Below are 22,524 nucleotides of genomic sequence, written 5' to 3' on the forward strand. Positions count from 1 at the left end.
CCAAAACAGTTACAGATACAAATCAATTAATCCATCCGGCACCTGAACCAAAATTTGTTTTTTATTTCTATCTACTTTTACAATAAATTCATCATTCATAGGAATAAAAATTTCTACTCCATCCCTATCCACTTCGAACAAAGACTGAGCCGTCGAATCATTTATTCCTTTTACAACTCCTACTTCACCAAAAGAAGTATCCACTATCGTAAATCCAATTACTTCATGAAAGTAAAATTTATTCCCTTCCAGTGGAGGCAATAGAGATAACGGCAAATACAATCCTGCTTTCATCAGGCTATCCGCATCCTCTTCTGAGTCTACATCTTCAAATTTTATCCGCAATAGATCGCTTTTATGTAAAACACATCGTTCCAAAAAAAATGGAATCAGGTTTTTGTTATATTCAACAAAAACCGATTCCATTCCTACATAACTTTCAGGATCATCAGTATCTAATTTTACTAGCACCTCCCCTTTGAAACTAAATTTACTTACGATTCTACCCAGATAGAAGCATTCTTCTTTCTTCATAGTTCGTGACTAAATATAACTACTCTTCTTCGTTACTAGCTTCTGGTGTTTCTTCTTCAGCTTTTGCAGCCTCAGCAGCTTCTGCTTGTGCAGCCGCCTCTGCTTCTGCAGCAGCAGCCTCACGCTTAGCATTCACTTCTTTTTCTGCAGCTAATGCTTTTTCTTTTGCATCAGCTTCTTCTTTTGCTAAACTTTCTTTCTTAGCAGTAACACTTCCTTCTTTTTCTGCTAACCAAGCCTGGAATTTCTCTTCCGCTTGTTCCTCGGTCAAAGCTCCTTTTTTCACACCACCAGCTAGGTGATTTTTCAATAAGGCTCCTTTATAAGATAAAAGTGCTCTAGCTGTATCAGTAGGCTGAGCTCCATTTTGTAACCACTTTACAGCACTATCAACATCTAAGTCGATTGTTGCAGGGTTAGTATTTGGATTATAAATTCCTATTTTCTCTAAGAATTTACCATCTCTTTTTGCTCTAGCATCTGCTGCTACAACCCAGTAAAAAGGCTTCCCTTTTTTACCATGTCTCTGTAATCTGATTTTAACAGGCATACGAATTAATTTTTGGGTACACGACCCTATTTATAATTTAAAAGTCTGCAAAGATACTGTTTTTTTTATAAACCCTGACACAAAAGAACTTACAACTTTGCAACTATCCTAATAATTTTTCTCAAACCAACAAGTTCATCCGTACAGCAAAAAACCTACAAAAATCAAAAAATCTTACAAAAACAGGTATTTAACCGTTAAAAATCGCATTTAATCGTCATTTTATTTCATTTTATTCTCTTAAATATTGGTAAATCAATATTTTAACCCTACTTTTGTTTTCGTTTAATAGCAATTACTTTAAAACCGTAATTAAACTACAACAAAGCCCCCAGTAAATATGACAAAAACAACTACACTTATCTTACTTTCTTTTTTTATCATAACCTCCTGTAGTACAGATATTGAGATTAACACTCCTGCATTACAAGCATCCGTAGAAGGAGAGCTTTTCAGAACTGATTTCAAAAAAGCAGTGATTAAAGACGATGGTCGCCTTATGATTATTGGTCATTCAGGAACGGAAACCATTCGTTTTTATACAGCTACTACCAAGGAAGGAAAGTACAAATTAGGACAATCCAATGTAGAAAGCTCATTCGAAACAATGGATAGTAAATTTTTATCCACAGCAGAAGAGAGTGAAGGAGAAATTGTCATTACAGAAATCTCCAACAATGAGATCACTGGTACTTTCTATTTTAAAGACTTAAAGGACACTGAAGGAAACACAAAAAGCTTTAGCAATGGATGGTTTTACAAAGTTCCTATCGGAGATGAAACCCCTGAAGACACACCTGAAGTTCCCAATCCATGCCTTACAAACGCAACTTTAACAGCTAATGTAGACGGAACTCCAATTGAAACAGACACACACAGTGCAGAATCCTTTGGGACTGATAATTCGTCTATTCTTATCAAAGCCGCAAACTTTAAAGAAGAGATCACCATTATTTTTCCTATTGACGCAATTCCAGGAACTTACAGCCTTACTGGTTCAGGAGATTACAGCGCCACTTATGAATATAAAAAAGATAAGGCATCTGCTGTTTCCGGAGAGATAACGATCATATCCCATGATCAAGAAACAAGATGTATCAGCGGAACTTTCTATTTCAGTACCGGAGGAGATACAGAAATAACAGAAGGCGTATTCGATTTCGGATATTAAACAAACCAAATATTTACCTGTAGAAAGCGCATTTATAAAATTATAAATGCGCTTTTCCCATTTTATCGGTTGATAACTATCCATAAGTTTCAAGTTCCAATATTCACATTTTAGTTATTTTTGACCTTTACATTTGTATAGCGGAAAAACTTCGGAAACTCGACCTTTTATGTATCTTATTTTTGACACTGAAACCACTGGATTACCTAAACGATGGGACGCACCTATCAGTGACACAGATAACTGGCCACGGTGTATCCAGATTGCCTGGCAATTACATGATGCTTTAGGGAACTGTATTGAACATCAGGATTATCTGGTCAAACCAGAAGGCTTCAACATCCCTTATGACGCTGAAAAGGTTCACGGGATTTCTACAGAATTGGCTGAGCAAGATGGGATCTCATTACGAGAAGTACTTGATAAATTCAATATCGCGCTGTCTAAAACAAAATTTATTGTCGGACAGAATGTTGGCTTTGACGTCAATATTATGGGTGCTGAGTTTTTCAGGTTAGATGTAGCAAACAAACTCCAGGAGCTTCCCGTGTTAGACACCTGTACTGAAACTACTGCACAATTATGTCAAATCCCTGGAGGGCGAGGAGGTAAATTCAAGCTCCCCACCCTAACCGAATTACATGAACATTTATTCGGCACAAAATTCGGAGAAGCACATAACGCAACTGCCGATGTAGAAGCAACAACCCGATGTTTCCTGGAACTTATCCGAAAACAAGTATTCACACTGGAAGAACTGGATGTTGAACCCGGATATTTCGAGGAATTCAAAACCAAGAATCCTGAACCTATTCAATTAATAGGTTTACAACATATAAATCTAAAAAAAGCTTCACAAAAAATTAGTGAAGCTTTAAACAAACAAACAGCACCTAGCCTATCTCAAGAAGAGATAGAAAAAAATATTGCTGCCTTAGATGCTGTTAACTTTGCACATCTGCACAATCATACTCAGTTCTCCATTCTTCAATCTACCACAAGTATTCCTGATCTTGTAAATGCAGCTGTTGCTCATAAAATGAATGCCGTTGCCATAACTGATCACGCTAATATGATGGGGGCTTTTCATTTTGTAAGTGCCGTTTCCAAACATAATAAAAGCGTAACGGCGGCTAATGAAGAGGCAATTAGCAATGGGGAAGAACCCAAAGGGATCCCAATCACCCCTATCATTGGATGTGAATTTTTCGTTTGTGAAGACCACAAAGACAAATCCAGAAAAGATAATGGTTATCAAATCGTTATGCTCGCCAAAAACAAAAACGGATATCACAATCTGGCAAAAATGTCTTCCACTGGGTTTGTAGATGGATTTTACTATATCCCCAGGATTGACAAAGAGGTTATAAAACAGTACAAAGAAGACATTATCGTCCTAACAGGGAATTTATACGGAGAAGTTCCCAGTAAGGTTTTGAATATCGGAGAAAAGCAGGCAGAAGAAGCTCTTCTTTGGTGGCATGAGCAATTCGGAGACGATTTATACATAGAACTTATTAGACACAATCAGGAAGATGAAAACAGGGTTAACCAGGTCCTTATTGATTTTGCCAAAAAACATCAAATAAAAACAATCGCAACCAACAATACCTATTATTGCGATCAACAAGATGCCAATGCCCACGATATCCTTTTATGTGTAAAAGATGGAGAAAAACAAGCTACTCCCATAGGTAGAGGTAGAGGATACCGATATGGTCTTCCTAATCAAGAGTACTACTTCAAATCTTCTAAAGAAATGAAGGAACTCTTTAAAGATATTCCCGAAGCCATTATAAACACGCAAGAGATTGTCGAAAAGATCGAGCCTTTCGAGCTTGCCAGAGATGTATTACTTCCTGCATTCGATATCCCTGAAGAATTCCAGTTCGAAGAAGATAAGGTTGACGGAGGAAAACGTGGAGAAAACAAATTTCTAAGACACCTTACCTATGAAGGAGCAAAGAAAAGATACGGGGAGATTACTCCTAAAATTGATGAGCGATTAGACTTTGAGCTCAAAGTAATCGAAAAAACAGGATACCCCGGATACTTTCTTATTGTAGAAGATTTTATTCGAGCTGCTAGAGAGATGGGAGTTTCCGTTGGTCCCGGTCGTGGGTCAGCAGCAGGATCTGCTGTTGCCTATTGTTTATGGATTACGAATCTCGACCCGATAAAGTACGATCTTCTTTTTGAGCGTTTCCTAAATCCTGATCGTGTCAGCATGCCCGATATTGATATCGACTTTGACGATGAAGGACGTGGTCGGGTAATGGATTATGTAATCGACAAATACGGTGCTAACCAGGTAGCCCAGATCATCACCTATGGTACCATGGCTGCCAAATCATCTATCAGAGACACTGCCAGGGTACTGGATCTCCCACTTAGTGACGCTGATAGAATCGCCAAGCTTATTCCTAATATGTCCAAATTAGGAAAAATATTTGGGGTAGACGAAGCTACTTTAAAACAGAAATTCAGATCTGAAGAGCTTGAAAAAATAAACGAACTTCTAGGTATTGCAGAAGGGAATAACCTAGAAGCAGAAACCCTTAATCAGGCTCGAATCCTGGAAGGTTCTGTCCGTAATACCGGAATTCACGCTTGTGGAGTAATTATTACTCCTGATGACATTACAAAGTTTGTCCCTGTAGCCCTAGCTAAAGACTCCAACATGTACTGCACGCAATTCGATAACTCGGTTGTGGAAAGTGCCGGACTACTAAAAATGGATTTCCTGGGACTCAAAACATTAACCCTGATCAAAGACACGGTTAAAATTGTCAAAGCCAAACATGGAATTACCCTGGATCCGGAGAATTTTTCTCTGGAAGATGAAGAAACTTATGCTTTATTCCAAAGAGGAGAAACCGTAGGAGTATTCCAGTATGAATCTCCAGGAATGCAGAAATACATGAAGGAACTCAAACCAACTGTTTTTGCAGATTTGATAGCCATGAATGCCTTGTACCGTCCTGGACCTCTGGAATATATTCCGAGTTTTATCAACAGAAAACACGGAACTGAAGAAATTATATATGACCTGGAAGCCTGTGAAGAATATCTCCAAGAAACCTACGGGATTACGGTATACCAGGAGCAGGTGATGCTACTTTCTCAAAAGTTAGCAGACTTCACTAAAGGTGAAGCCGATGTACTGCGTAAAGCTATGGGTAAAAAGCAAAAAGCAGTACTGGATAAAATGAAACCCAAGTTTATCTCGCAAGCCTCTGCCAAAGGGCATGCCGAAGACAAACTGGAAAAAATATGGAAAGACTGGGAAGCTTTTGCCGCCTACGCCTTTAACAAATCGCATTCTACCTGTTACGCCTGGATTGCCTATCAAACAGCCTATTTAAAAGCTCATTATCCTGCAGAGTATATGGCCGCTGTACTATCCAACAACATGAATGACATCAAGCAAGTATCTTTCTTTATGGAGGAATGCAAACGCATGAAACTAGAAGTACTGGGGCCGGATGTTAATGAATCTTATAGAAAATTCTCCGTAAACAATGAAGGCGCTATCCGCTTTGGAATGGGAGCAATTAAAGGAGTAGGAACCGGAGCTGTTGCAACAATTGTAGACAACAGGAAAGAAGATGGTCCCTACAAATCTATCTTCGACCTTGCCAAACGTATTGACCTTAGAGCTGCCAATAAAAAAGCGTTTGAGAGTCTAGCATTAGCAGGCGGATTTGATTCTTTTACAGACACCCACAGGGGACAATATTTTCATAAAGATGCCGACGGAACCATGTTTTTAGAAAAAACAATTCGGTATGGCTCTAAGATGCAAGAAAGCGAAAACTCTTCTCAGGTAAGTCTATTTGGAGAAAGTAGCGATGTTCAAATCCCAGAACCTATCGTTCCTCCCTGCGAAGAATGGGGAACAATGGAAAAATTAGCCAAAGAAAAAGAAGTGGTAGGTATCTACCTGTCCGGACATCCTCTGGACGATTTCAAACATGAAATCAAATATTTTTGTAATGCCTCTTTATTACATTTTGCAGATCTGGAAGCAAATGTAAACAAAGAACTCGCCTTTGGTGGCGTTATTACCTCCGTCGAACACCGTACCTCTAAAAACGGTAAAGGATGGGCCACATTCGTTATAGAAGATTATGATACTGCTCATGAATTCAGGATATTTGGAGAGGATTACCTAAAACACCGCCCTTTCCTGGTACAAAGCACCTTTGTGTATGCCAAAGCCTATGTCAAAGAAGGTTGGACGAATAAAGACACCGGAAAAAAAGGAGATCCCAGAATACAGTTCAACAGTTTCCAACTCTTACACGATGTATTAGAAACGTATTCAAGGAAACTGACTATCCAGCTAGATATCAACATGCTCTCTGAAAAAAGCATTGAAGTTCTTCAGGAAATTCTTAGTGCTCATTCAGGAAATCACACCTTGAATTTTGTTATTTATGAGATGCAGGAAAAATTAAAGCTTCATCTTCCTAGCAGAAGACAAAAAGTAAACATCTCTCCTGAACTACTAAATATCTTAGAAGAAAATTCTATTTATTATAAATTGAATTAAAAATTCAACATATTGTATACGCGAACAGGATCGGGATGCCTCCTGAAATACTGACATCTTCCATGATTTCTTTTGTCATTCTGGCAGCCCTTTTCCTTAATAGCACTTAACACATTCTTCATTAAAAAGACGCTTGCAACATCGTTTTTGCAGCAAAAAAAACATCTCTGAATGTTAATTACAATCCCCCTATTACACAGCACCTTTTCTTTTTCCTTGTCTATGCTTCGCTTCTTTTTTCTACAAACATGATTCCCCATCATCCCTTTATTCATCTAGCTATTAGTAAAAAAGTCATCCAATACACTTTCTTAGCTCCCTTCTGCATCTCCCTTAAAATTGAAGGTAATCTCTCTGTTTTTTGCACAAAATTCACAACGATATTCTGACTTTCAATACTTTCATAGTATATTTGAAATCGAAAAACTCAATGCTTCTATAATCAAAACAAATGTTTTGTTTGTAAGCTTTGGCAAAATTATTGACTAATTTTGTGTGAATAAAATATGAATCTTAAATAAAAGATAAACTATGGCATTAGAAATAACAGATACTACCTTTGAAGAAGTGGTATTAAAAAGCGACAAACCAGTACTAGTAGATTTTTGGGCGGCATGGTGTGGTCCTTGTAGAATGGTGGGTCCTATCATTGAGCAAATAAGCGAAGAATATGAAGGAAAAGCGGTTGTAGGAAAAGTTGATGTTGACGCTAATCAGGAATTTGCTGCTAAATATGGTGTAAGAAATATTCCTACTGTATTAGTTTTTCAAAACGGAGAGGTAGTAGGTAGACAAGTAGGAGTTTCTCCTAAGAATGTTTATACAGACGCTATTGATTCGCTTTTATAAAACTGATAAGCGATATAAATTTATAAAAAAGGTTTGATGAATTATCAAACCTTTTTTATTTTACACATATAATCAAATACGATATGGATCTTCAAAAAGAAACAAATAAAACTTCTGGATTTATCAACCTAGAATTATTAGCGAAGCAGGTCGTTGAAGGGTTTATATCCGGAATGCACAAAAGCCCTTTTCATGGATTTTCTGCTGAGTTTGCAGAACACAAAATCTATAATAGTGGAGAGAGCACAAAACATATCGATTGGAAATTATATGCTAAAACCGATAAATTATACACTAAGCGCTATGAAGAAGAAACCAATCTGCGATGCCATATTATCATAGATAACTCAGCTTCCATGCACTACCCAAAAATAAAAGAGCACCATATTGACACACTCAACAAAAGCAGTTTTGCAGCCTTAGCAAGCGCTTGCTTGATGCAGATTCTAAAAAAACAACGAGATGCCATAGGACTCAGCATATACAGTGACCAATACGATTATTATGCTCCGGAAAAAGGGAGTGAGCGACACCATCAGATGCTACTAAGCAAACTAAGTGAAATGGTCACTCGCTCCACCCCTAAGAACACCGATACTTACACCTATCTTCACCAAATCGCAGAGAAAATCCACAGACGCTCCCTTATTTTCTTATTTACTGACATGCTTCAGGCTAATACGAAACCTGAAAAATTATTCGATGCCTTACGACACCTTAAGCACAACAAACACGAGGTCGTATTGTTTCATACTTTTGACGGAGATAAAGAAATTCAGTTTAATTTCGACAATACTCCTACTCGATTTGTAGATGTAGAAACAGGAGAATACATCAACTTATATGCTGATAACATCAAAGAAAATTACCAAAAAGCTGTCCAGGCATACTTCTATGAGTTAAAAATGAAATGCACTCAATACAAAATAAAGTATGTCCCCGCTGATATCACAAAAAAATTCGACAAAATCCTAACCACCTATCTAATTGAACGACAAAAGTTTGTATAACTCCTCAAAAAAAAGTCTAAAAAAAAGTCAAAAAAGATTTGTGGAAACGAAAAAGCGGTGTATATTTGCAACCGCAATAACGCACTGGTCTGGTAGTTCAGTTGGTTAGAATACCTGCCTGTCACGCAGGGGGTCGCGGGTTCGAGTCCCGTCCAGACCGCAAAATTGCAAAAAGCTTCAATATTTTTTGAAGCTTTTTTTTGCGCAATTAAAAATGTTGTGTTGTCCACGTTTAACGTGGTGGTTTAGTAATAAACCAATGAGAAGCTTTTCCAGCAAATGGAGAGGCTTTTTTATTTTTATAATTTTTTATACCGTCTGAAATAAAGCACTCCAATGCCCCAGAACAATATTTATATACATCACCAAAAACACAATAGCTACCACAAACTTGACAAAAGTTCCTGCCAAAAAACCAATAAAAGATCCCAAGGCTGCTTTTAGCGCTCTGGATGAATCCGAACTATCCTTAATAAGTTCTCCTATAAAAGCTCCTGCAAAAGGACCTATAATAATCCCTAATGGTCCTAAAAATAAAATTCCGACAATCAATCCTAAAGAGCTTCCTATAACACCATATTTTGTCCCTCCAAATTTCTTCGTTCCCAATGCAGGTACTATATAATCCAATCCCCATACCAATACCGCAACCCCTAATGTTATCCCCAGAAAAGTCCAGTCTTCTTCAATCGTTTTTGTAAGATGAATCAGTAACAACCCTATCCACGAGGTCAACGGACCAGGTAGCACCGGAAGAAAACTCCCTACAACCCCAAGAAAACACAATAGCAATCCAATTACTACCAAAGCTATATCCATATCTGCTTTTTTTTTAAAATATTTGACGATCAACTAATTAAATTGTTACACTCTAGAACTAAAAAAATAGTTATATTAGTACTTCAAACACTCCCCCGCTAAATTACTAATTATAACATCTAAAAATTACATGAAACAGGTCATAACATGCGTGTTACTATTCAACACATGCCTGTTTGGAAAAATTTCATGTAATACGAAATAACAATGTAAACCCATGAAATCATTTTTTTTAGGAACTATTTGCATGTACATTACTTTTAGTCATGCCCAAACATCGGTTACTATAGCTGACAGCCTTTTTCAGGTTGGGGAATATCAAAAAGCAATTGCTCTCTATCAAAAAAACACCTCTTCTCCCTTATATGATACCAAGATTGCCAAAGCTTATAATGCGCTGGGGAATCATCAACAGGCTCTTACTTACTACCACCGAGCCATCACTAAAAACCCCTCCTTAATTCCGACAACACTGGCATATGGAAAACTGTTACTCACCACCAAAAAACTCAAACAGGCGGACAGCCTCTTCCTCTATCTCACCACAACCTACCCTTCTAATCCTAACTTTCATTATCACTTAGGCATTACTAAAGAACAGCGACAAGACTCTTCATATATAGTCTCTTATAAAACTGCTTTTTCTCTGGATAGTACTCATCAAAAAAGCTGCTATAAAGTTGCTAAGTATTACATGCAAAAAAGAAAGTATGACCTAACAAAAACAACTGCCTTAAGAGGACTATCTTCCTATCCTGAAAATCCTCAGTTATTAAGCATATTAGGTCAAAATAATTTTCTGAGAAGTTATTATGATCGTGCCATTCCTTTTTTCAAAAAATTACTGGAATTAGGATACGAAAGTGGGTTTATCCATACCAAAATCGCCACTGCGTATCTAAAAACATCCGACTATGACAAGGCTATTATCCATTACAAAAAAGCCTTAGAATTCGAACAAAAACCTCATCTATATAGCCAGATAGGCTCTATATACGGTCGTCTTAATGATCATACACAATCTTTAGAAAACCACAAAAAAGCTCTAAAGCTAAAAAACACTCCGGTAGATCAGGAACTTATTGATATTGCTATGGCATATCGACATCAGGAACAATGGGAAAAAGCTATACAATACATTAAGTCTGCTATAAGAGAAAATCCTCGTTCACAAAAAGCACATTATCAAATGGCACTATTTGCAGATGCTTACTATGACGACCCAAATACCAAACTCAAGTATTACGAAACCTTCACAAATACCTTTGGAGAACAACAACACAAGTACATGCAATTTATGGTAGAAAAAAGAATCGAACAATTACAAAAAGAGATCGAACAACAGAAAGAAAAATAACACAAAAAGCTCTCAAAATACCTAAAATTAGATAGTTTTCTTTGATACAGCTGTTACTTTTAGAAAAAATATGTAGCTTGCCTTTTTGAAAAAAGGCAGGCTTGTACGATGGGCAAAAACAATTGGCATATAATTCTGTTACTCTTTTTTTTATCTTCCTGTGATTTCTTTCTTCCTAAAAAAGAAAGCCGAGAAGATATTGTAAAAAAAGAATGGGAAAAACTCAATCAGCACGAAGTTGAGCAACCACCCTTATTTACTAACTGCAAGAATGAACCCAAAGAAACATTAGAGATCTGTTTCAGCAATACTATTACTACTCATATTGAGCAATTTTTATCTGATTATACAGTCGTACTAAAAAAAGCTACCCAAGACACTGTATGGGTCTCTATTATTATCGACAAAGAAGGAGGAATCACTTACAAAGATTTTGAACCCCCTGCTTTTTTAGAAAAACAGATCCCCAATTTCAAAACACTTCTTACAGAAAGTCTTCTATCACTACCCGAAGTAAAACCAGGACATGTACGAGGCACTACAGTAACCACACAATACCGGTTGCCTATCCTGATCAAAGTAGATTGATCAAGAAGTTTACTAAGAGGAAATGATTAGATTTGCATAAATTATTCTTTTTGGAAAACGAACACATAATACTAGGTATTGATCCAGGAACCACCATTATGGGATTTGGTCTGATAAAAGTAGTCAACAAAAAAATGTCTTTTCTGCAACTCAATGAGCTTCAGCTAGGCAAATATGAAGATCACTACCTAAAGCTAAAGCTTATTTTCGAACGTACCATAGAACTTATAGATACATACAATCCTGATGAGATAGCAATTGAAGCTCCTTTTTTTGGAAAAAACGTACAATCTATGCTCAAACTCGGAAGGGCACAGGGAGTAGCGATGGCAGCAGGACTTAGTCGGGAAGTACCTATTACCGAATACTCTCCTAAGAAAATAAAGATGGCTATTACCGGAAACGGAAATGCCACTAAAGAACAGGTCGCCAAAATGCTACAAGGAATGCTTAAATTAAAACAACTTCCCAAAAACCTGGACTCTACAGATGGTCTTGCTGCCGCAGTTTGCCATTTTTATAATATGGGAAAACCAAATACTACTCAAAAAAGCTATACCGGCTGGGCCGCCTTTGTTAAGCAAAATGACAAAAGGATCAAAAAATAGAAACAAACTCGATCCAAAATTTAGTATTTTACTCCTCTTTTGATAATTAACCCTAAAAACAAAATAAGATTAGCGGTATTTATATCCATATTCCTTTTTGCAAACAGGCATGCCATTATTGCGATTTTCACTTTTCTACTTCCTTAAAAAGAAAAGATCAGATGATCTTTGCTTTGTGTGAAGAGTTAAAAATAAGAAGGTCAGAAGTAGCCGATTACGAAATTATTAACACTATTTATTTTGGAGGCGGAACCCCGAGTATTCTAAAATCGGAAGAGATTCGTTTTATTATAGATACCATTTATGAAACCTATTTGGTTGCTGATGAGGCAGAAATTACACTGGAAGCGAACCCTGATGACCTTACTCCCGAAGCTATTAGTATTTGGGCAAATTCTCCTATCAACAGACTTAGTATTGGTATTCAATCTTTTTTTGAAGAAGATCTGGAAATGATGAACCGTGCCCATTCGGCAGAGGAAGCACTACAATGTTTACAACTGGCAGCAGCACATTTTGACAATATTTCTATCGATTTAATTTATGGAATCCCAGGAATGACAATTGATCGCTGGAAACAGAACCTGGAACTCGCTCTAGCCTCCAAGGTCCCGCATATTTCCAGTTATGCACTTACTGTAGAACCTAAAACTGCACTAGATGCTTATATCAGAAAAGGAAAAATTCCAGCTCCCAGAGACGAGGTGGCACAACAGCATTTCGAACTATTAATCGATACTCTGGAAACCGCTGGATTTATCAATTATGAATTTTCTAATTTTGGAAAACCTGGCTTCTTTAGCAAAAATAATACTGCATACTGGCAAGGAAAACCCTATTTAGGCATTGGACCATCAGCACACTCCTTTAACGGAATACAACGCAGCTGGAATATCCCCAACAACATCAAATATATAGACGCATTAGCACAAAAAGAGTTACCAAGAGAAATCGAAACTCTCAGCACTCAAGATCGCTATAATGAATATATTATGACCGGTCTTCGAACCATCTGGGGAGTTTCTCTAACCAAAGTACTACAAGAATATGGAGATTCATATCACTCCTATCTATTACAACATGCCCAACGGTTTATCGACAAGCAATTGCTTACCATTGAAGACAACACTCTTTTGATTACCAAAAAAGGAAAGTTTTTGAGCGATGGAATTGCAAGTGATCTTTTCTTTTTAAATTTAACCTAACGAACCTAGTACTGTAGTCAATTAAACACTTATGGATCGCATCATTCTACAACACCAAAACGAATATACAATAGATCTATCAGCACCTATTGATATCTCTATCCCTATACGAGCTTCTACTACTAATGTAAATGCCTGGTATATCCCTCCTCCTGTAATCACCCCAGTCACGGAAGGAAACTGGATCGGGAAAGTATCAGAAGGTGCCTCTACCAATTTTAACAACATTATCTTTAATCCTCACGGACATGGAACTCATACCGAATGCGTAGGTCATATCACTGAAGAGTTCCACAGCATTAATCGTTCTTTACAGCGATTCTTTTTTATAGCACAATTAATATCAGTAACCCCAGAGGAAAAAGAAGGGGATAAAGTCATCACCAAAGCTATGATTGCTTCAAAATTAACCTCTTCAGTAGAAGCAGTCATCCTCAGGACACTCCCCAATACTGAAGATAAATTATCTAGGCAGTACTCTCATACAAATTGGGCGTATTTATCCGAAGAAGCTGCTACATTCTTGCGAGAATCAGGAGTAAATCACCTGTTGATTGACCTACCATCAGTAGACAAAGAAAAAGATGACGGAAAATTACTGGCACATAAAGCTTTCTGGCGATACCCCCAGCAACCCCGCTATAATGCAACCATAACAGAAATGATTTATGTGCCGGAACACATTACAGATGACAGGTACTTATTAAATTTACAGATTGCAGCATTTGACAACGATGCTTCTCCCAGCAAACCAATTTTGTACCGACTACACTCACCTCCTATTCCTGATAGTAAATAAAGTATCCCAAGTATGTATTTAAAAAATTAAAAACAAATTAAAGAATCTGGGGCAATGATAAAATCTCATACAGCCCTTATTTTGTGAACAAAATAAAAAAGTAATATGGAGTTATTATTTATTGGACTGATCGGAGGAGCCATCTTTTCCTACTTTATTTTTGCAAAGTTTAGTGCTTCTAAAAAAAGAACCACTATAGAATCACAGTCCGTAATTCTTATGGAGAAAATAAAAAGCGTGTGCAAACTAGTGACTGTAGAGGGAGATTTTGCAGAAATCTACCACTATGAAAGTGTCAAAGAAAAATTTTTCAGCTTACTTACCGGAAAGAAAAAAGCACTAATCCTTATTGATGCCAAAGCACATGTAGGATTTGATCTCTCCAAAATCAAACTAGAGAGTGACACTAAAAAAAAACGCATTATTCTCACACAGTTTCCGCAACCACAAATCCTGACCATAGAAACCGATTTTAAATACTATGACAAAAAAGAAGGTTGGCTTAATCCTATGACATCTTCAGATCTGACAGAAATAAATAAAGAAGCGAAGCAATTTATTATCGATAAAATTCCCCAAAGTGGTCTCTTGGAATCTGCAAAAAAAGAAGCTTTAACCGCTATTTCTATTATGGAAACACTGGCACAATCAATTGGATGGACGCTGGATTATTCTGCTATTGAATTACAAGAAGGAGAAACAAATAAATTAATAGATAACTCTTGATGAATATTACTATTTCTACAGATAAAAACCTATTGGATGTAGATTGCATTCATCAGTTTCTAACCCATTCTTATTGGGCAAGGGGCAGAACCAAAAAAGAAGTCGCACTTAGTATAGAACATTCACTAAATTTCGGAATGTACCTCGATCAGGAACAAATCGGATATGCCAGAGTCGTCACTGATTTTATCCTTTTTGGTTACCTCCTAGATGTTTTTATTATCGAGGAGCATCGCGGAAAAGGATATGCCAAAATGTTGATCCGTCATATCCTGCAATATAAGACGGTAAACAACGTTCAAAAATGGATGCTCAACACCAAAGATGCTCAGGGACTCTATAAAAAATTCGGATTTGTCCCATATGAAAATCCTACTTCAACTATGATGCAAAAAACCAGTAAACCTCCAATAATATGAACATAGAAGAATTTCGAAATTATTGTTTACAAAAAAAAGGAGTCACTGAAGAATTTCCTTTTGATAAAACAACATTGGTATTTAAGGTTATGGGAAAGGCCTTTGCTCTGACAGGACTAGATCGACTACCGTTTAGTGTCAATTTAAAATGCGATCCGGATCGCGCTATTGAACTACGAGAATCTCATCCACAGGTAGCTCCTGGATATCATATGAATAAAAAACACTGGAATACTGTTACTTTCTCTGATGGTTTACCGACTCATCTATTGATTGACTTAATTGATCACTCTTATGAACTCGTTGTCAACGGACTGACCAAGAAAGCAAAAGAAATCTTAAAAAATCTATAAGTACTCTAATTGTCACCAAAACAAATGCGAACGCCTTTAGACTTCTATCAGCAGCAAATCGAACTACATAAAGTAGCCTTATCCCAAATAAAACGCAAACTTGTTCGCTCCAGTATGTTGCGACTTATTACTTTTTTCGCCATTATTACCGTACTCTATTTTGGCTATCCAAATGCTCAAATAATTATTGGAACACTTGTGTTGGGAGCTGTCTTATTTATCTTTTTAGTCAATAGACATACCCGTTTTATCGCACAAAAAAACAAAACCAACGAACTGATAAAAATTAATGAATCCGAAGTGAAAGTAGCAAACAATGACTACAATCATCTGGATTCAGGAAAGGAATTTATCGATCCTGCTCATTTTTACAGCCATGATATTGATCTTTTTGGTCCTCGTTCTTTTTTTCAGTTTATGAACCGTACGGTTACCCTTGCCGGAAAAAATAAACTGGCAACTCTCTTAAAAAGTAACGATATCAACCAACTAAAAGAAAAGCAAGAAGCTGTAAAAAACTTAGCCAAAATCCCACTATGGAGACAAGACTTTAGTGCAATTGCTGCATTAGTACAGGTTGATGTATCTATCCCAGTAATTGAAAAATGGCTGGACAATTACACTCCCTTTGTTCCCAAAGTAATGAAAGTGCTACCTATGATCATTTCCACTATTTCAGTGATCATGATGATCTTATTGTTTACCGAGACAATCAGTTTTTCTGTTTTTTTATACTGGTTTTTTGTAGGTCTGATTATTACTGGATCTCGTTTAAAAAAAATCAATACACTCTACAGTGAATCTAATCAGGTAAAAGATACTTTTGAGCAATACTACAAGCTTATTGATAAGATAGAAGCTGCCTCTTTTACCGCTCCCCTACTTCAGGAGCAACAGCAACATATCATCTCGGAAAAAGAAAAAACTTCTCTTGTTCTAAAGCAATTTGCTACTATTCTCAATGCATTTGACCAGCGAAATAATATGTTGTTTGGCGTATTAGCCAATGGTCTGTTTTTATGGGATTTACTTCAAAGTTACCGAATTGAACAATGGATTCAGAAACACCAAGAACAAGTAAGTAAATGGTTTGAAGTAATTGCCTTCTTTGACGCATATAATTCATTAGGAAACTACGCTTTTAATAACCCTGATTATATATACCCTATTATTACCACAGATGCTATTGTAGTCGATGCTAAAGAACTGGGGCATCCGATGTTATTACCAGAAAAGAGAGTTGATAATGATATCTGCATAAAACGAGAACAGTTCTTTATCATTACTGGAGCTAATATGGCAGGAAAAAGCACCTTTCTGAGAACGGTAGCTTTGCAAATTCTTATGTCTAATATTGGTCTCCCTATTTGTGCTAAGTCATGCTCTTATAATCCGATCAAGCTTATCTCCAGTATGCGAACTTCTGATTCTCTCAGTGATGATGCTTCTTATTTCTTTTCGGAATTAACCCAGCTCAAAAAAATTGTTGATGCACTGGAAAATCACGAATATTTTATTATCCTGGATGAAATTTTAAAAGGAACCAACAGCAAAGACAAAGCTGCCGGATCAAAAAAATTTGTAGAAAAACTGGTTCGGGGAAATGCTACAGGTATTATCGCTACCCATGACCTGAGTCTGTGTGAAACTGCTCATGAATTACCCGAGGTAAAAAATAAGTTCTTTGATGCGCAGATCATTAATGACGAATTGTATTTTGATTATACCTTTAAAGAGGGAATTTGCCAAAATATGAATGCTTCTTTCTTATTAAAGAAAATGGGGATTGTATGATACCATTTAGGTTTTGAATTTACAGGCAAAGAAAATTACGGTAGTGCTACGGTTTATTTTTATTCTGGGACTGAGATAAAAAAGAACATTTTATTCCAGTAGATTTAAGGTCTAAATGGCATAAATTAAGATCCAGGGGATGACTTGTTAAACTATAAGGTAATCAAACTCTATACACTTACCGCAATTTAAAAGAGCTGGATCCGAATATTATAAAAAAGCCCCTTATGAATATACTAAAATGACTACGTTCTGCGAAATGGAAAATGACTACCATATATCATAGCAATTATTAAAATTACCTTGTAAAAACTATCTCAGTAGTATCAAGTAATAACCTCTATTATTCTTATCTATACACTATCACCCCGTTCATTGGAGTAAATTACAAAACCACTGTACATTGTTATGAATATTGAGTTCCTAAAATATTAGCTAATTGAATACAAAGTCTTTTTACATGCCCTAAAGATTAATTTCTGTAGTTGCAATAGGTTTTTTACAAAATCATATAGGAAACTTGTAATTTTACAGACTAAATATGACAAGAAAATATGGAAAAAACTTTTGTTTTGATATTCATTCTAATCTACAATTTTTCTCATTCCCAAACAGAAAGAATTAATTTAAATGCTCATGGACAGGGTCTTAAATTAACAAACAGTGCTGATATTGCCGGAACTTATATCTCCTTTACTGATCACGATGGCAAATCTGCGAATATCAGTAGTTTTGATGACAATTATACAGATTCAAACTATCGAAATGCCTTACAGTTTTTTGCCAGAAATGGTAAAGACTTTAAATTCGCGACCTCCCCTAATGGAAATTCCGGAACGAATAAATTTGTTATTCTTAATAATGGGAATATTGGAATTGGAACATCTAATCCTATTCAAAAACTAGACATCAATGGAGGGTTAAAACTGAACCTAAACACTCATGGGCAAGGTATTAGATTAACAAATAACACTAATAATGCAGGAACGTATATCACCTTTACTGATCATGATGGTAAATCTGCAAATATCAGTAGTTTTGATGACAATTATACCGATTCAAACTATCGAAATGCCTTACAGTTTTTTGCTAGAAATGGTAAAGACTTTAAATTCGCGACCTCTCCTAATGGAAATTCTGGAACGAATAAATTTGTCATTCGGAATAATGGAAATATCGGAATAGGTACAACTAATCCAGATATGAAATTAACAGTAAATGGAGATATTCATGCTAAAGAAGTAAAAATAGATCTCAATATTGCCGCTCCAGATTATGTTTTCAAAAAAGACTATAGATTAAGAAGCATAAATGAAGTAGAAAAATTTATTAAAAAAAACAATCATTTACCCGAAATCCCATCTGCAAAAGAATTCGAACAAAATGGTATTATGCAGGCAGAAATGGATATGAAACTTCTTAAAAAAATAGAAGAACTAACACTTTATACTATCCAACAACAAAAGGAAATAGAGAAATTAAAATTATTAGTCACACAGTTAATAGCATCAAAAAAATAATAATTATCCAATTACATCACCTTACATATTGGCATAAAAATCAGGTAATACTACAAAAGATGAGAGTCATATAATTGTTTTTTAAAAACAGAAGGGGTTACCCCTTTTATCTCTTTAAACTTTTTATTAAAATTGGACAAATTATTAAATCCGCTATGATAAGAAGCCTCCTGGATTGTCATTTCTTTATGTTTAGCCAATAAACGTCCTACATTTTCAACTCGTATAGTAGTTAAAAACTGAAAAAATGTTTTATTCGTTCGCTGCTTAAAATATCGACAAAAAGCATTTGGGGTCATATTTGCTACCTCTGCAACTTCTTTGAGCGTAATTTCTCTGTGAAACTCATCCATCACCAATTGAAATACAGAAGCCATTCTATTCCCCTCATTATCTGAGTACATTTTTTTTGATATAAAAGAAGAAATCGGCTCAATGTCCGCTGCATTGATAAGGCTCAGAACGTTCAAGAAAATCATAAACCTTCCCATTTTTGTCTGCTCCTCTTTCAACTGTACAAACAATGCTTTGAGCGTCTCTTTTTCTGAAATAATTTTCATCCCATATAAAGAATTCCTAAAAAAACTAGAAAAATCGTCAAATTCAGGCAGCTCAAAAAAGTCAGCCCCAAAAGATGCTTTAGTAAAAAAAACAGAAATCATATAAGACTCCTGACCTGATGGCTCACTCTTAAGTACATGAGGAACATGGCTACCGAAAACCAAGATATCTCCAGCCTGATAATCAGTAATAGCATCTCCTACAATAACACTACCTTCTCCTAAAATGATACAAGAAATCTGAATTTCTTCATGTTGATGAAATTTATCATAGAAAACCATTTCTTTATCCTCCTGAACAATCAAAGTATCCGTAGACCCTTTAGGTATTTTAAATGGTAAAGCCTTCATACGTATTCTAAATATAAGACGATATTACTCATAATTATTAAATAATTACACATTTAGGGTAATATAACATCAGACATGGATAATTTATACCTAATCAAGCCTTTATAATCATAATATCTTTGACACAAATAATGATTCGAATGAAAATACAATGGAAAGGGGTAATGCCTGCCGTTACCACAAAATTCACCACACAAGACACCTTAGACCTTGATATGTTTACTGTAAATATAAATGCACAATTAGAAGCAGGGGTTCATGGAATTATTCTGGGAGGTACACTAGGAGAAGCAAGTACATTAAGTACAGAAGAAAAAAGTACCCTTATAAAAACCACAGCATCTATAACAAATAATAAGGTGCCGGTAATTATGAATATTGCCGAACAAACAACAAAAGACGCCATTAAAGCAGCTCATCAGGCAGAAAAGGATGGAGCAAATGGTCTTATGATGCTTCCTCCAATGCGATATAAAGCAGGAGAACGGGAAACCATTACGTATTTTAAAGAAGTCGCTACAAACACTTCTTTACCAATTATGGTATACAACAACCCTGTTGATTACAAAATAGAAGTAACCTTAGACATGTTTGAAGAACTCTTAAAAGAAGACAACATTCAGGCAGTTAAAGAGTCTACCCGGGATATCTCCAATGTTACCCGGATCAAAAACCGTTTTGGAGATCGGTTAAAAATCTTATCTGGAGTAGATACGCTTGCTTTGGAAAGTTTATTAATGGGTGCAGATGGATGGGTTGCCGGACTTGTTGATGCCTTCCCAGCAGAAACAGTTGCCATTTATGAATTGCAAAAAGCAGGAAGAATACAGGAAGCTTTGGCTATCTATCGTTGGTTTCTTCCATTATTAGAGTTAGATATAAATGCTAAATTAGTACAAAATATAAAACTGGCAGAAGTTGCTACAGGCATTGGAACAGAAAATGTTCGTGCTCCAAGACTTCCGCTTATAGGAGAAGAGAGAGCAAATGTGCTGAACATTATACAAACAGGAATCAATAACAGACCTATACTCCCTGATTATAAAAGTTTACAGGAACCCATTATTTCTTAAGATCTAAGCATATTACAATTCCAGGTCTGAAATAATTTTTAATTGAAAAGACTATGAATACTAAAACCCCTCTATATAACCAAATATAACAAAGCATGATAACCGGACATAACTATATAGGACATCAAAGAATCGCATCGGGGAATACCACTTACAAAACGATCAACCCCAAACTCAATATAGAAAACCCAACAGTTTTTTATGAGGCAACAGAAGAGGAGATCGAAAAAGCGGTTTCTTTGGCAAAAGACGCATTTCAACATTTCAGAAATTTCTCAGGAGCTAAAAAGGCTAGCTTTCTAAATGCCATTGCAGATGAGATACTGGCATTGGATGAACTCTTACTAAAAACTTATATGGCAGAAACCGGTTTACCAGAAGGGCGTGCCAAAGGAGAACGAGGAAGGACTATTGGGCAACTGCGTTCTTTTGCTGATTTGGTCAGTGAAGGATCATGGGTAGAGGCTACAATAGATACAGCAGCCCCTGAGAGAGCCCCTATCCCAAAACAAGATATCAGAAAAATGCTGGTACCTTTGGGACCTGTAGTTGTTTTTGGTGCCAGTAATTTCCCCTTAGCATATTCTACTGCAGGAGGTGATACTGCTGCAGCCTTTGCTGCAGGATGCCCTGTTATTGTAAAGTCACACCCGATGCATGCTGGAACCGGAGAGCTCGTGGCTATGGCCATTCACAAAGCAGCGCAAAAAACCGGAATGCCTGAAGGGGTATTTTCCAACCTCAACAGTAGTGGTATTGAAGTAGGCGTTCAGCTAGTAAAACATCCAGCGGTAAAAGCTGTTGGTTTTACAGGAAGTATTCAGGGGGGTCGAGCCTTATTCGATCTCGCATCACAACGCCCTGAGCCTATCCCTGTATTTGCAGAAATGGGAAGTATTAACCCGGTACTTCTCCTCCCGGAAGCTGCAAGCTCCAAAGCAACAACGCATGCCAAAACATATGCCAGTTCAATCACATTGGGAACAGGTCAGTTTTGTACCAACCCTGGACTTATTATTGGAATTAAAGGAGCTGCACTCGATCTTTTTATCAAGACCCTTTCTGAAGAAATTATACAGATAAACCCCTCTTGTATGCTACATCCTTCTATAATTGGCAATTACGAAAAAAACAAACAACAACTAATTGCACAACAAGGTGTGACAGTTACAGCAGAATATTCTCATGAAACAGCTGTAAATCACGCCAGACAAGCAGTAAGTGTAGTAAAAGGAGAAACTTTCCTAAATACCCCTTCCCTACATCAGGAGGTATTCGGTCCTTTTTCTCTAGTAATTTCCTGTAGTACCAAAGAAGAGATGGAAAAAATCATTTCTTCTTTAGAAGGACAATTAACAGGAACTATTCTTGCCGAAGGTAATGATGCCGTACAATTTGAAGCCGTAATCGAAGCTTTAAAAAACAGAGTAGGAAGAATTATCTTTAACGGTGTTCCTACCGGGGTAGAAGTTTGCCCTTCCATGCTACATGGAGGACCATATCCCGCTTCTACAGATAGTAGATTTACAGCAGTAGGAGTCCATTCTATAAAACGTTGGGTTCGTCCTTTCAGTTACCAAAGCTGGCCGGATCAATTATTGCCCGATGCTTTAAAAAACAGTAACCCATTGGGCATTACAAGAACTGTAAACAATCAACAAACAACAGCATCGCTATAAAAAA

At 36.5% G+C, this 22,524-nt stretch carries 20 protein-coding genes and 1 tRNA gene; 17 read left to right on the forward strand and 4 right to left on the reverse strand.

What is annotated here, in order from left to right; translation table 11 throughout:
- Positions 1-9: 9 nt before the first annotated feature.
- The gene (gene rimM, locus HN014_RS05100; RefSeq protein WP_176027810.1) at positions 10-534 is read right to left on the reverse strand and encodes a ribosome maturation factor RimM; all 525 of its coding nucleotides are present in this window, start codon (positions 532-534) and stop codon (positions 10-12) included.
- Between the two features lie 19 nt (positions 535-553).
- A complete protein-coding gene (locus HN014_RS05105) occupies positions 554-1,084 on the reverse strand; it encodes a 30S ribosomal protein S16 (protein WP_176027811.1) in 531 nt (176 codons plus the stop codon).
- 340 nt (positions 1,085-1,424) lie between these two features.
- Between HN014_RS05105 and HN014_RS05110 the strand changes: the two genes are divergently transcribed.
- From HN014_RS05110 to HN014_RS05130, 5 genes are all read left to right on the forward strand, one after another.
- Positions 1,425-2,255: a DUF6252 family protein gene (locus HN014_RS05110; protein WP_176027812.1), complete on the forward strand. Its 831-nt coding sequence runs from the start codon at positions 1,425-1,427 to the stop codon at positions 2,253-2,255.
- 169 nt (positions 2,256-2,424) lie between these two features.
- A complete protein-coding gene (dnaE, locus tag HN014_RS05115; RefSeq protein ID WP_176027813.1) occupies positions 2,425-6,810 on the forward strand; it encodes a DNA polymerase III subunit alpha in 4,386 nt (1,461 codons plus the stop codon).
- A gap of 531 nt (positions 6,811-7,341) precedes the next feature.
- Positions 7,342-7,659: a thioredoxin gene (gene trxA, locus HN014_RS05120; RefSeq protein ID WP_176027814.1), complete on the forward strand. Its 318-nt coding sequence runs from the start codon at positions 7,342-7,344 to the stop codon at positions 7,657-7,659.
- An 83-nt stretch (positions 7,660-7,742) separates the two neighbouring features.
- Complete coding sequence (locus tag HN014_RS05125; protein ID WP_176027815.1) at positions 7,743-8,669, forward strand: DUF58 domain-containing protein; 927 nt, start codon at positions 7,743-7,745, stop codon at positions 8,667-8,669.
- Between the two features lie 86 nt (positions 8,670-8,755).
- Positions 8,756-8,829 (forward strand) — tRNA-Asp (locus HN014_RS05130).
- 149 nt (positions 8,830-8,978) lie between these two features.
- Here the strand turns inward: HN014_RS05130 and HN014_RS05135 are convergent.
- A complete protein-coding gene (locus tag HN014_RS05135; RefSeq protein WP_176027816.1) occupies positions 8,979-9,488 on the reverse strand; it encodes a DUF456 domain-containing protein in 510 nt (169 codons plus the stop codon).
- A gap of 217 nt (positions 9,489-9,705) precedes the next feature.
- Here HN014_RS05135 and HN014_RS05140 point away from each other — a divergent pair, with 217 nt between their 5' ends.
- The 10 genes from HN014_RS05140 to HN014_RS05185 all read left to right on the forward strand — a co-directional run bounded on the left by HN014_RS05140 (position 9,706) and on the right by HN014_RS05185 (position 18,857).
- On the forward strand, positions 9,706-10,845 hold the full coding sequence (locus HN014_RS05140) for a lipopolysaccharide assembly protein LapB (RefSeq protein WP_176027817.1): 1,140 nt from the start codon (positions 9,706-9,708) through the stop codon (positions 10,843-10,845).
- A 108-nt stretch (positions 10,846-10,953) separates the two neighbouring features.
- On the forward strand, positions 10,954-11,433 hold the full coding sequence (locus HN014_RS05145) for a hypothetical protein (protein WP_176027818.1): 480 nt from the start codon (positions 10,954-10,956) through the stop codon (positions 11,431-11,433).
- A gap of 50 nt (positions 11,434-11,483) precedes the next feature.
- Entirely contained in the window at positions 11,484-12,041 is a 558-nt protein-coding gene (gene ruvC, locus HN014_RS05150; protein ID WP_176027819.1) for a crossover junction endodeoxyribonuclease RuvC, read from the forward strand.
- 68 nt (positions 12,042-12,109) lie between these two features.
- Positions 12,110-13,246 (forward strand): radical SAM family heme chaperone HemW, encoded by a 1,137-nt coding sequence (gene hemW / locus HN014_RS05155; RefSeq protein WP_176031040.1) that lies wholly within the window; start codon positions 12,110-12,112, stop codon positions 13,244-13,246.
- A 31-nt stretch (positions 13,247-13,277) separates the two neighbouring features.
- Positions 13,278-14,045, forward strand: a complete 768-nt coding sequence (locus HN014_RS05160; RefSeq protein WP_176027820.1) for a cyclase family protein — start codon at positions 13,278-13,280, stop codon at positions 14,043-14,045.
- A gap of 105 nt (positions 14,046-14,150) precedes the next feature.
- The gene (locus HN014_RS05165; protein WP_176027821.1) at positions 14,151-14,771 is read left to right on the forward strand and encodes a DUF4230 domain-containing protein; all 621 of its coding nucleotides are present in this window, start codon (positions 14,151-14,153) and stop codon (positions 14,769-14,771) included.
- Positions 14,771-15,190 carry a GNAT family N-acetyltransferase gene (locus tag HN014_RS05170; protein WP_176027822.1) on the forward strand — a complete coding sequence of 140 codons (420 nt, stop codon included), beginning with the start codon at positions 14,771-14,773 and terminating at the stop codon, positions 15,188-15,190. The genes HN014_RS05165 and HN014_RS05170 overlap by 1 nt, the downstream gene beginning before the upstream one ends.
- Positions 15,187-15,543 carry an MmcQ/YjbR family DNA-binding protein gene (locus HN014_RS05175; protein ID WP_176027823.1) on the forward strand — a complete coding sequence of 119 codons (357 nt, stop codon included), beginning with the start codon at positions 15,187-15,189 and terminating at the stop codon, positions 15,541-15,543. The genes HN014_RS05170 and HN014_RS05175 overlap by 4 nt, the downstream gene beginning before the upstream one ends.
- 24 nt (positions 15,544-15,567) lie before the next feature.
- Complete coding sequence (locus HN014_RS05180; RefSeq protein ID WP_176027824.1) at positions 15,568-17,337, forward strand: DNA mismatch repair protein MutS; 1,770 nt, start codon at positions 15,568-15,570, stop codon at positions 17,335-17,337.
- A 554-nt stretch (positions 17,338-17,891) separates the two neighbouring features.
- The gene (locus HN014_RS05185; protein ID WP_176027825.1) at positions 17,892-18,857 is read left to right on the forward strand and encodes a hypothetical protein; all 966 of its coding nucleotides are present in this window, start codon (positions 17,892-17,894) and stop codon (positions 18,855-18,857) included.
- A 50-nt stretch (positions 18,858-18,907) separates the two neighbouring features.
- Here the strand turns inward: HN014_RS05185 and HN014_RS05190 are convergent, their stop codons facing one another.
- The gene (locus tag HN014_RS05190) at positions 18,908-19,768 is read right to left on the reverse strand and encodes an AraC family transcriptional regulator (protein WP_176027826.1); all 861 of its coding nucleotides are present in this window, start codon (positions 19,766-19,768) and stop codon (positions 18,908-18,910) included.
- A 140-nt stretch (positions 19,769-19,908) separates the two neighbouring features.
- Here HN014_RS05190 and HN014_RS05195 point away from each other — a divergent pair, with 140 nt between their 5' ends.
- Both HN014_RS05195 and HN014_RS05200 read left to right on the forward strand, forming a co-directional pair.
- Positions 19,909-20,841 carry a dihydrodipicolinate synthase family protein gene (locus tag HN014_RS05195; protein WP_176027827.1) on the forward strand — a complete coding sequence of 311 codons (933 nt, stop codon included), beginning with the start codon at positions 19,909-19,911 and terminating at the stop codon, positions 20,839-20,841.
- Positions 20,842-20,936: 95 nt separating this feature from the next.
- Positions 20,937-22,520 (forward strand): aldehyde dehydrogenase (NADP(+)), encoded by a 1,584-nt coding sequence (locus tag HN014_RS05200; protein ID WP_176027828.1) that lies wholly within the window; start codon positions 20,937-20,939, stop codon positions 22,518-22,520.
- The last annotated feature ends 4 nt before the right edge of the window (positions 22,521-22,524 follow it).

Source organism: Aquimarina sp. TRL1 (genome assembly GCF_013365535.1).
GTDB classification, from domain to species: domain Bacteria; phylum Bacteroidota; class Bacteroidia; order Flavobacteriales; family Flavobacteriaceae; genus Aquimarina; species Aquimarina hainanensis.

What these genes read in the sequence shown, in the direction of transcription:
- HN014_RS05135 (WP_176027816.1), bottom strand. Translation starts at nt 9,488, where the DNA reads ATGGATATAGCTTTGGTAGTAATTGGATTGCTATTGTGTTTTCTTGGG.
- HN014_RS05200 (WP_176027828.1), top strand. Translation starts at nt 20,937, where the DNA reads ATGATAACCGGACATAACTATATAGGACATCAAAGAATCGCATCGGGG.
- HN014_RS05145 (WP_176027818.1), top strand. Translation starts at nt 10,954, where the DNA reads ATGGGCAAAAACAATTGGCATATAATTCTGTTACTCTTTTTTTTATCT.
- HN014_RS05175 (WP_176027823.1), top strand. Translation starts at nt 15,187, where the DNA reads ATGAACATAGAAGAATTTCGAAATTATTGTTTACAAAAAAAAGGAGTC.
- rimM (WP_176027810.1), bottom strand. Translation starts at nt 534, where the DNA reads ATGAAGAAAGAAGAATGCTTCTATCTGGGTAGAATCGTAAGTAAATTT.
- HN014_RS05140 (WP_176027817.1), top strand. Translation starts at nt 9,706, where the DNA reads ATGAAATCATTTTTTTTAGGAACTATTTGCATGTACATTACTTTTAGT.
- trxA (WP_176027814.1), top strand. Translation starts at nt 7,342, where the DNA reads ATGGCATTAGAAATAACAGATACTACCTTTGAAGAAGTGGTATTAAAA.
- HN014_RS05185 (WP_176027825.1), top strand. Translation starts at nt 17,892, where the DNA reads ATGGAAAAAACTTTTGTTTTGATATTCATTCTAATCTACAATTTTTCT.
- HN014_RS05165 (WP_176027821.1), top strand. Translation starts at nt 14,151, where the DNA reads ATGGAGTTATTATTTATTGGACTGATCGGAGGAGCCATCTTTTCCTAC.
- HN014_RS05105 (WP_176027811.1), bottom strand. Translation starts at nt 1,084, where the DNA reads ATGCCTGTTAAAATCAGATTACAGAGACATGGTAAAAAAGGGAAGCCT.
- dnaE (WP_176027813.1), top strand. Translation starts at nt 2,425, where the DNA reads ATGTATCTTATTTTTGACACTGAAACCACTGGATTACCTAAACGATGG.
- HN014_RS05190 (WP_176027826.1), bottom strand. Translation starts at nt 19,768, where the DNA reads ATGAAGGCTTTACCATTTAAAATACCTAAAGGGTCTACGGATACTTTG.
- HN014_RS05170 (WP_176027822.1), top strand. Translation starts at nt 14,771, where the DNA reads ATGAATATTACTATTTCTACAGATAAAAACCTATTGGATGTAGATTGC.
- HN014_RS05180 (WP_176027824.1), top strand. Translation starts at nt 15,568, where the DNA reads ATGCGAACGCCTTTAGACTTCTATCAGCAGCAAATCGAACTACATAAA.
- HN014_RS05125 (WP_176027815.1), top strand. Translation starts at nt 7,743, where the DNA reads ATGGATCTTCAAAAAGAAACAAATAAAACTTCTGGATTTATCAACCTA.
- HN014_RS05195 (WP_176027827.1), top strand. Translation starts at nt 19,909, where the DNA reads ATGAAAATACAATGGAAAGGGGTAATGCCTGCCGTTACCACAAAATTC.
- HN014_RS05110 (WP_176027812.1), top strand. Translation starts at nt 1,425, where the DNA reads ATGACAAAAACAACTACACTTATCTTACTTTCTTTTTTTATCATAACC.
- HN014_RS05160 (WP_176027820.1), top strand. Translation starts at nt 13,278, where the DNA reads ATGGATCGCATCATTCTACAACACCAAAACGAATATACAATAGATCTA.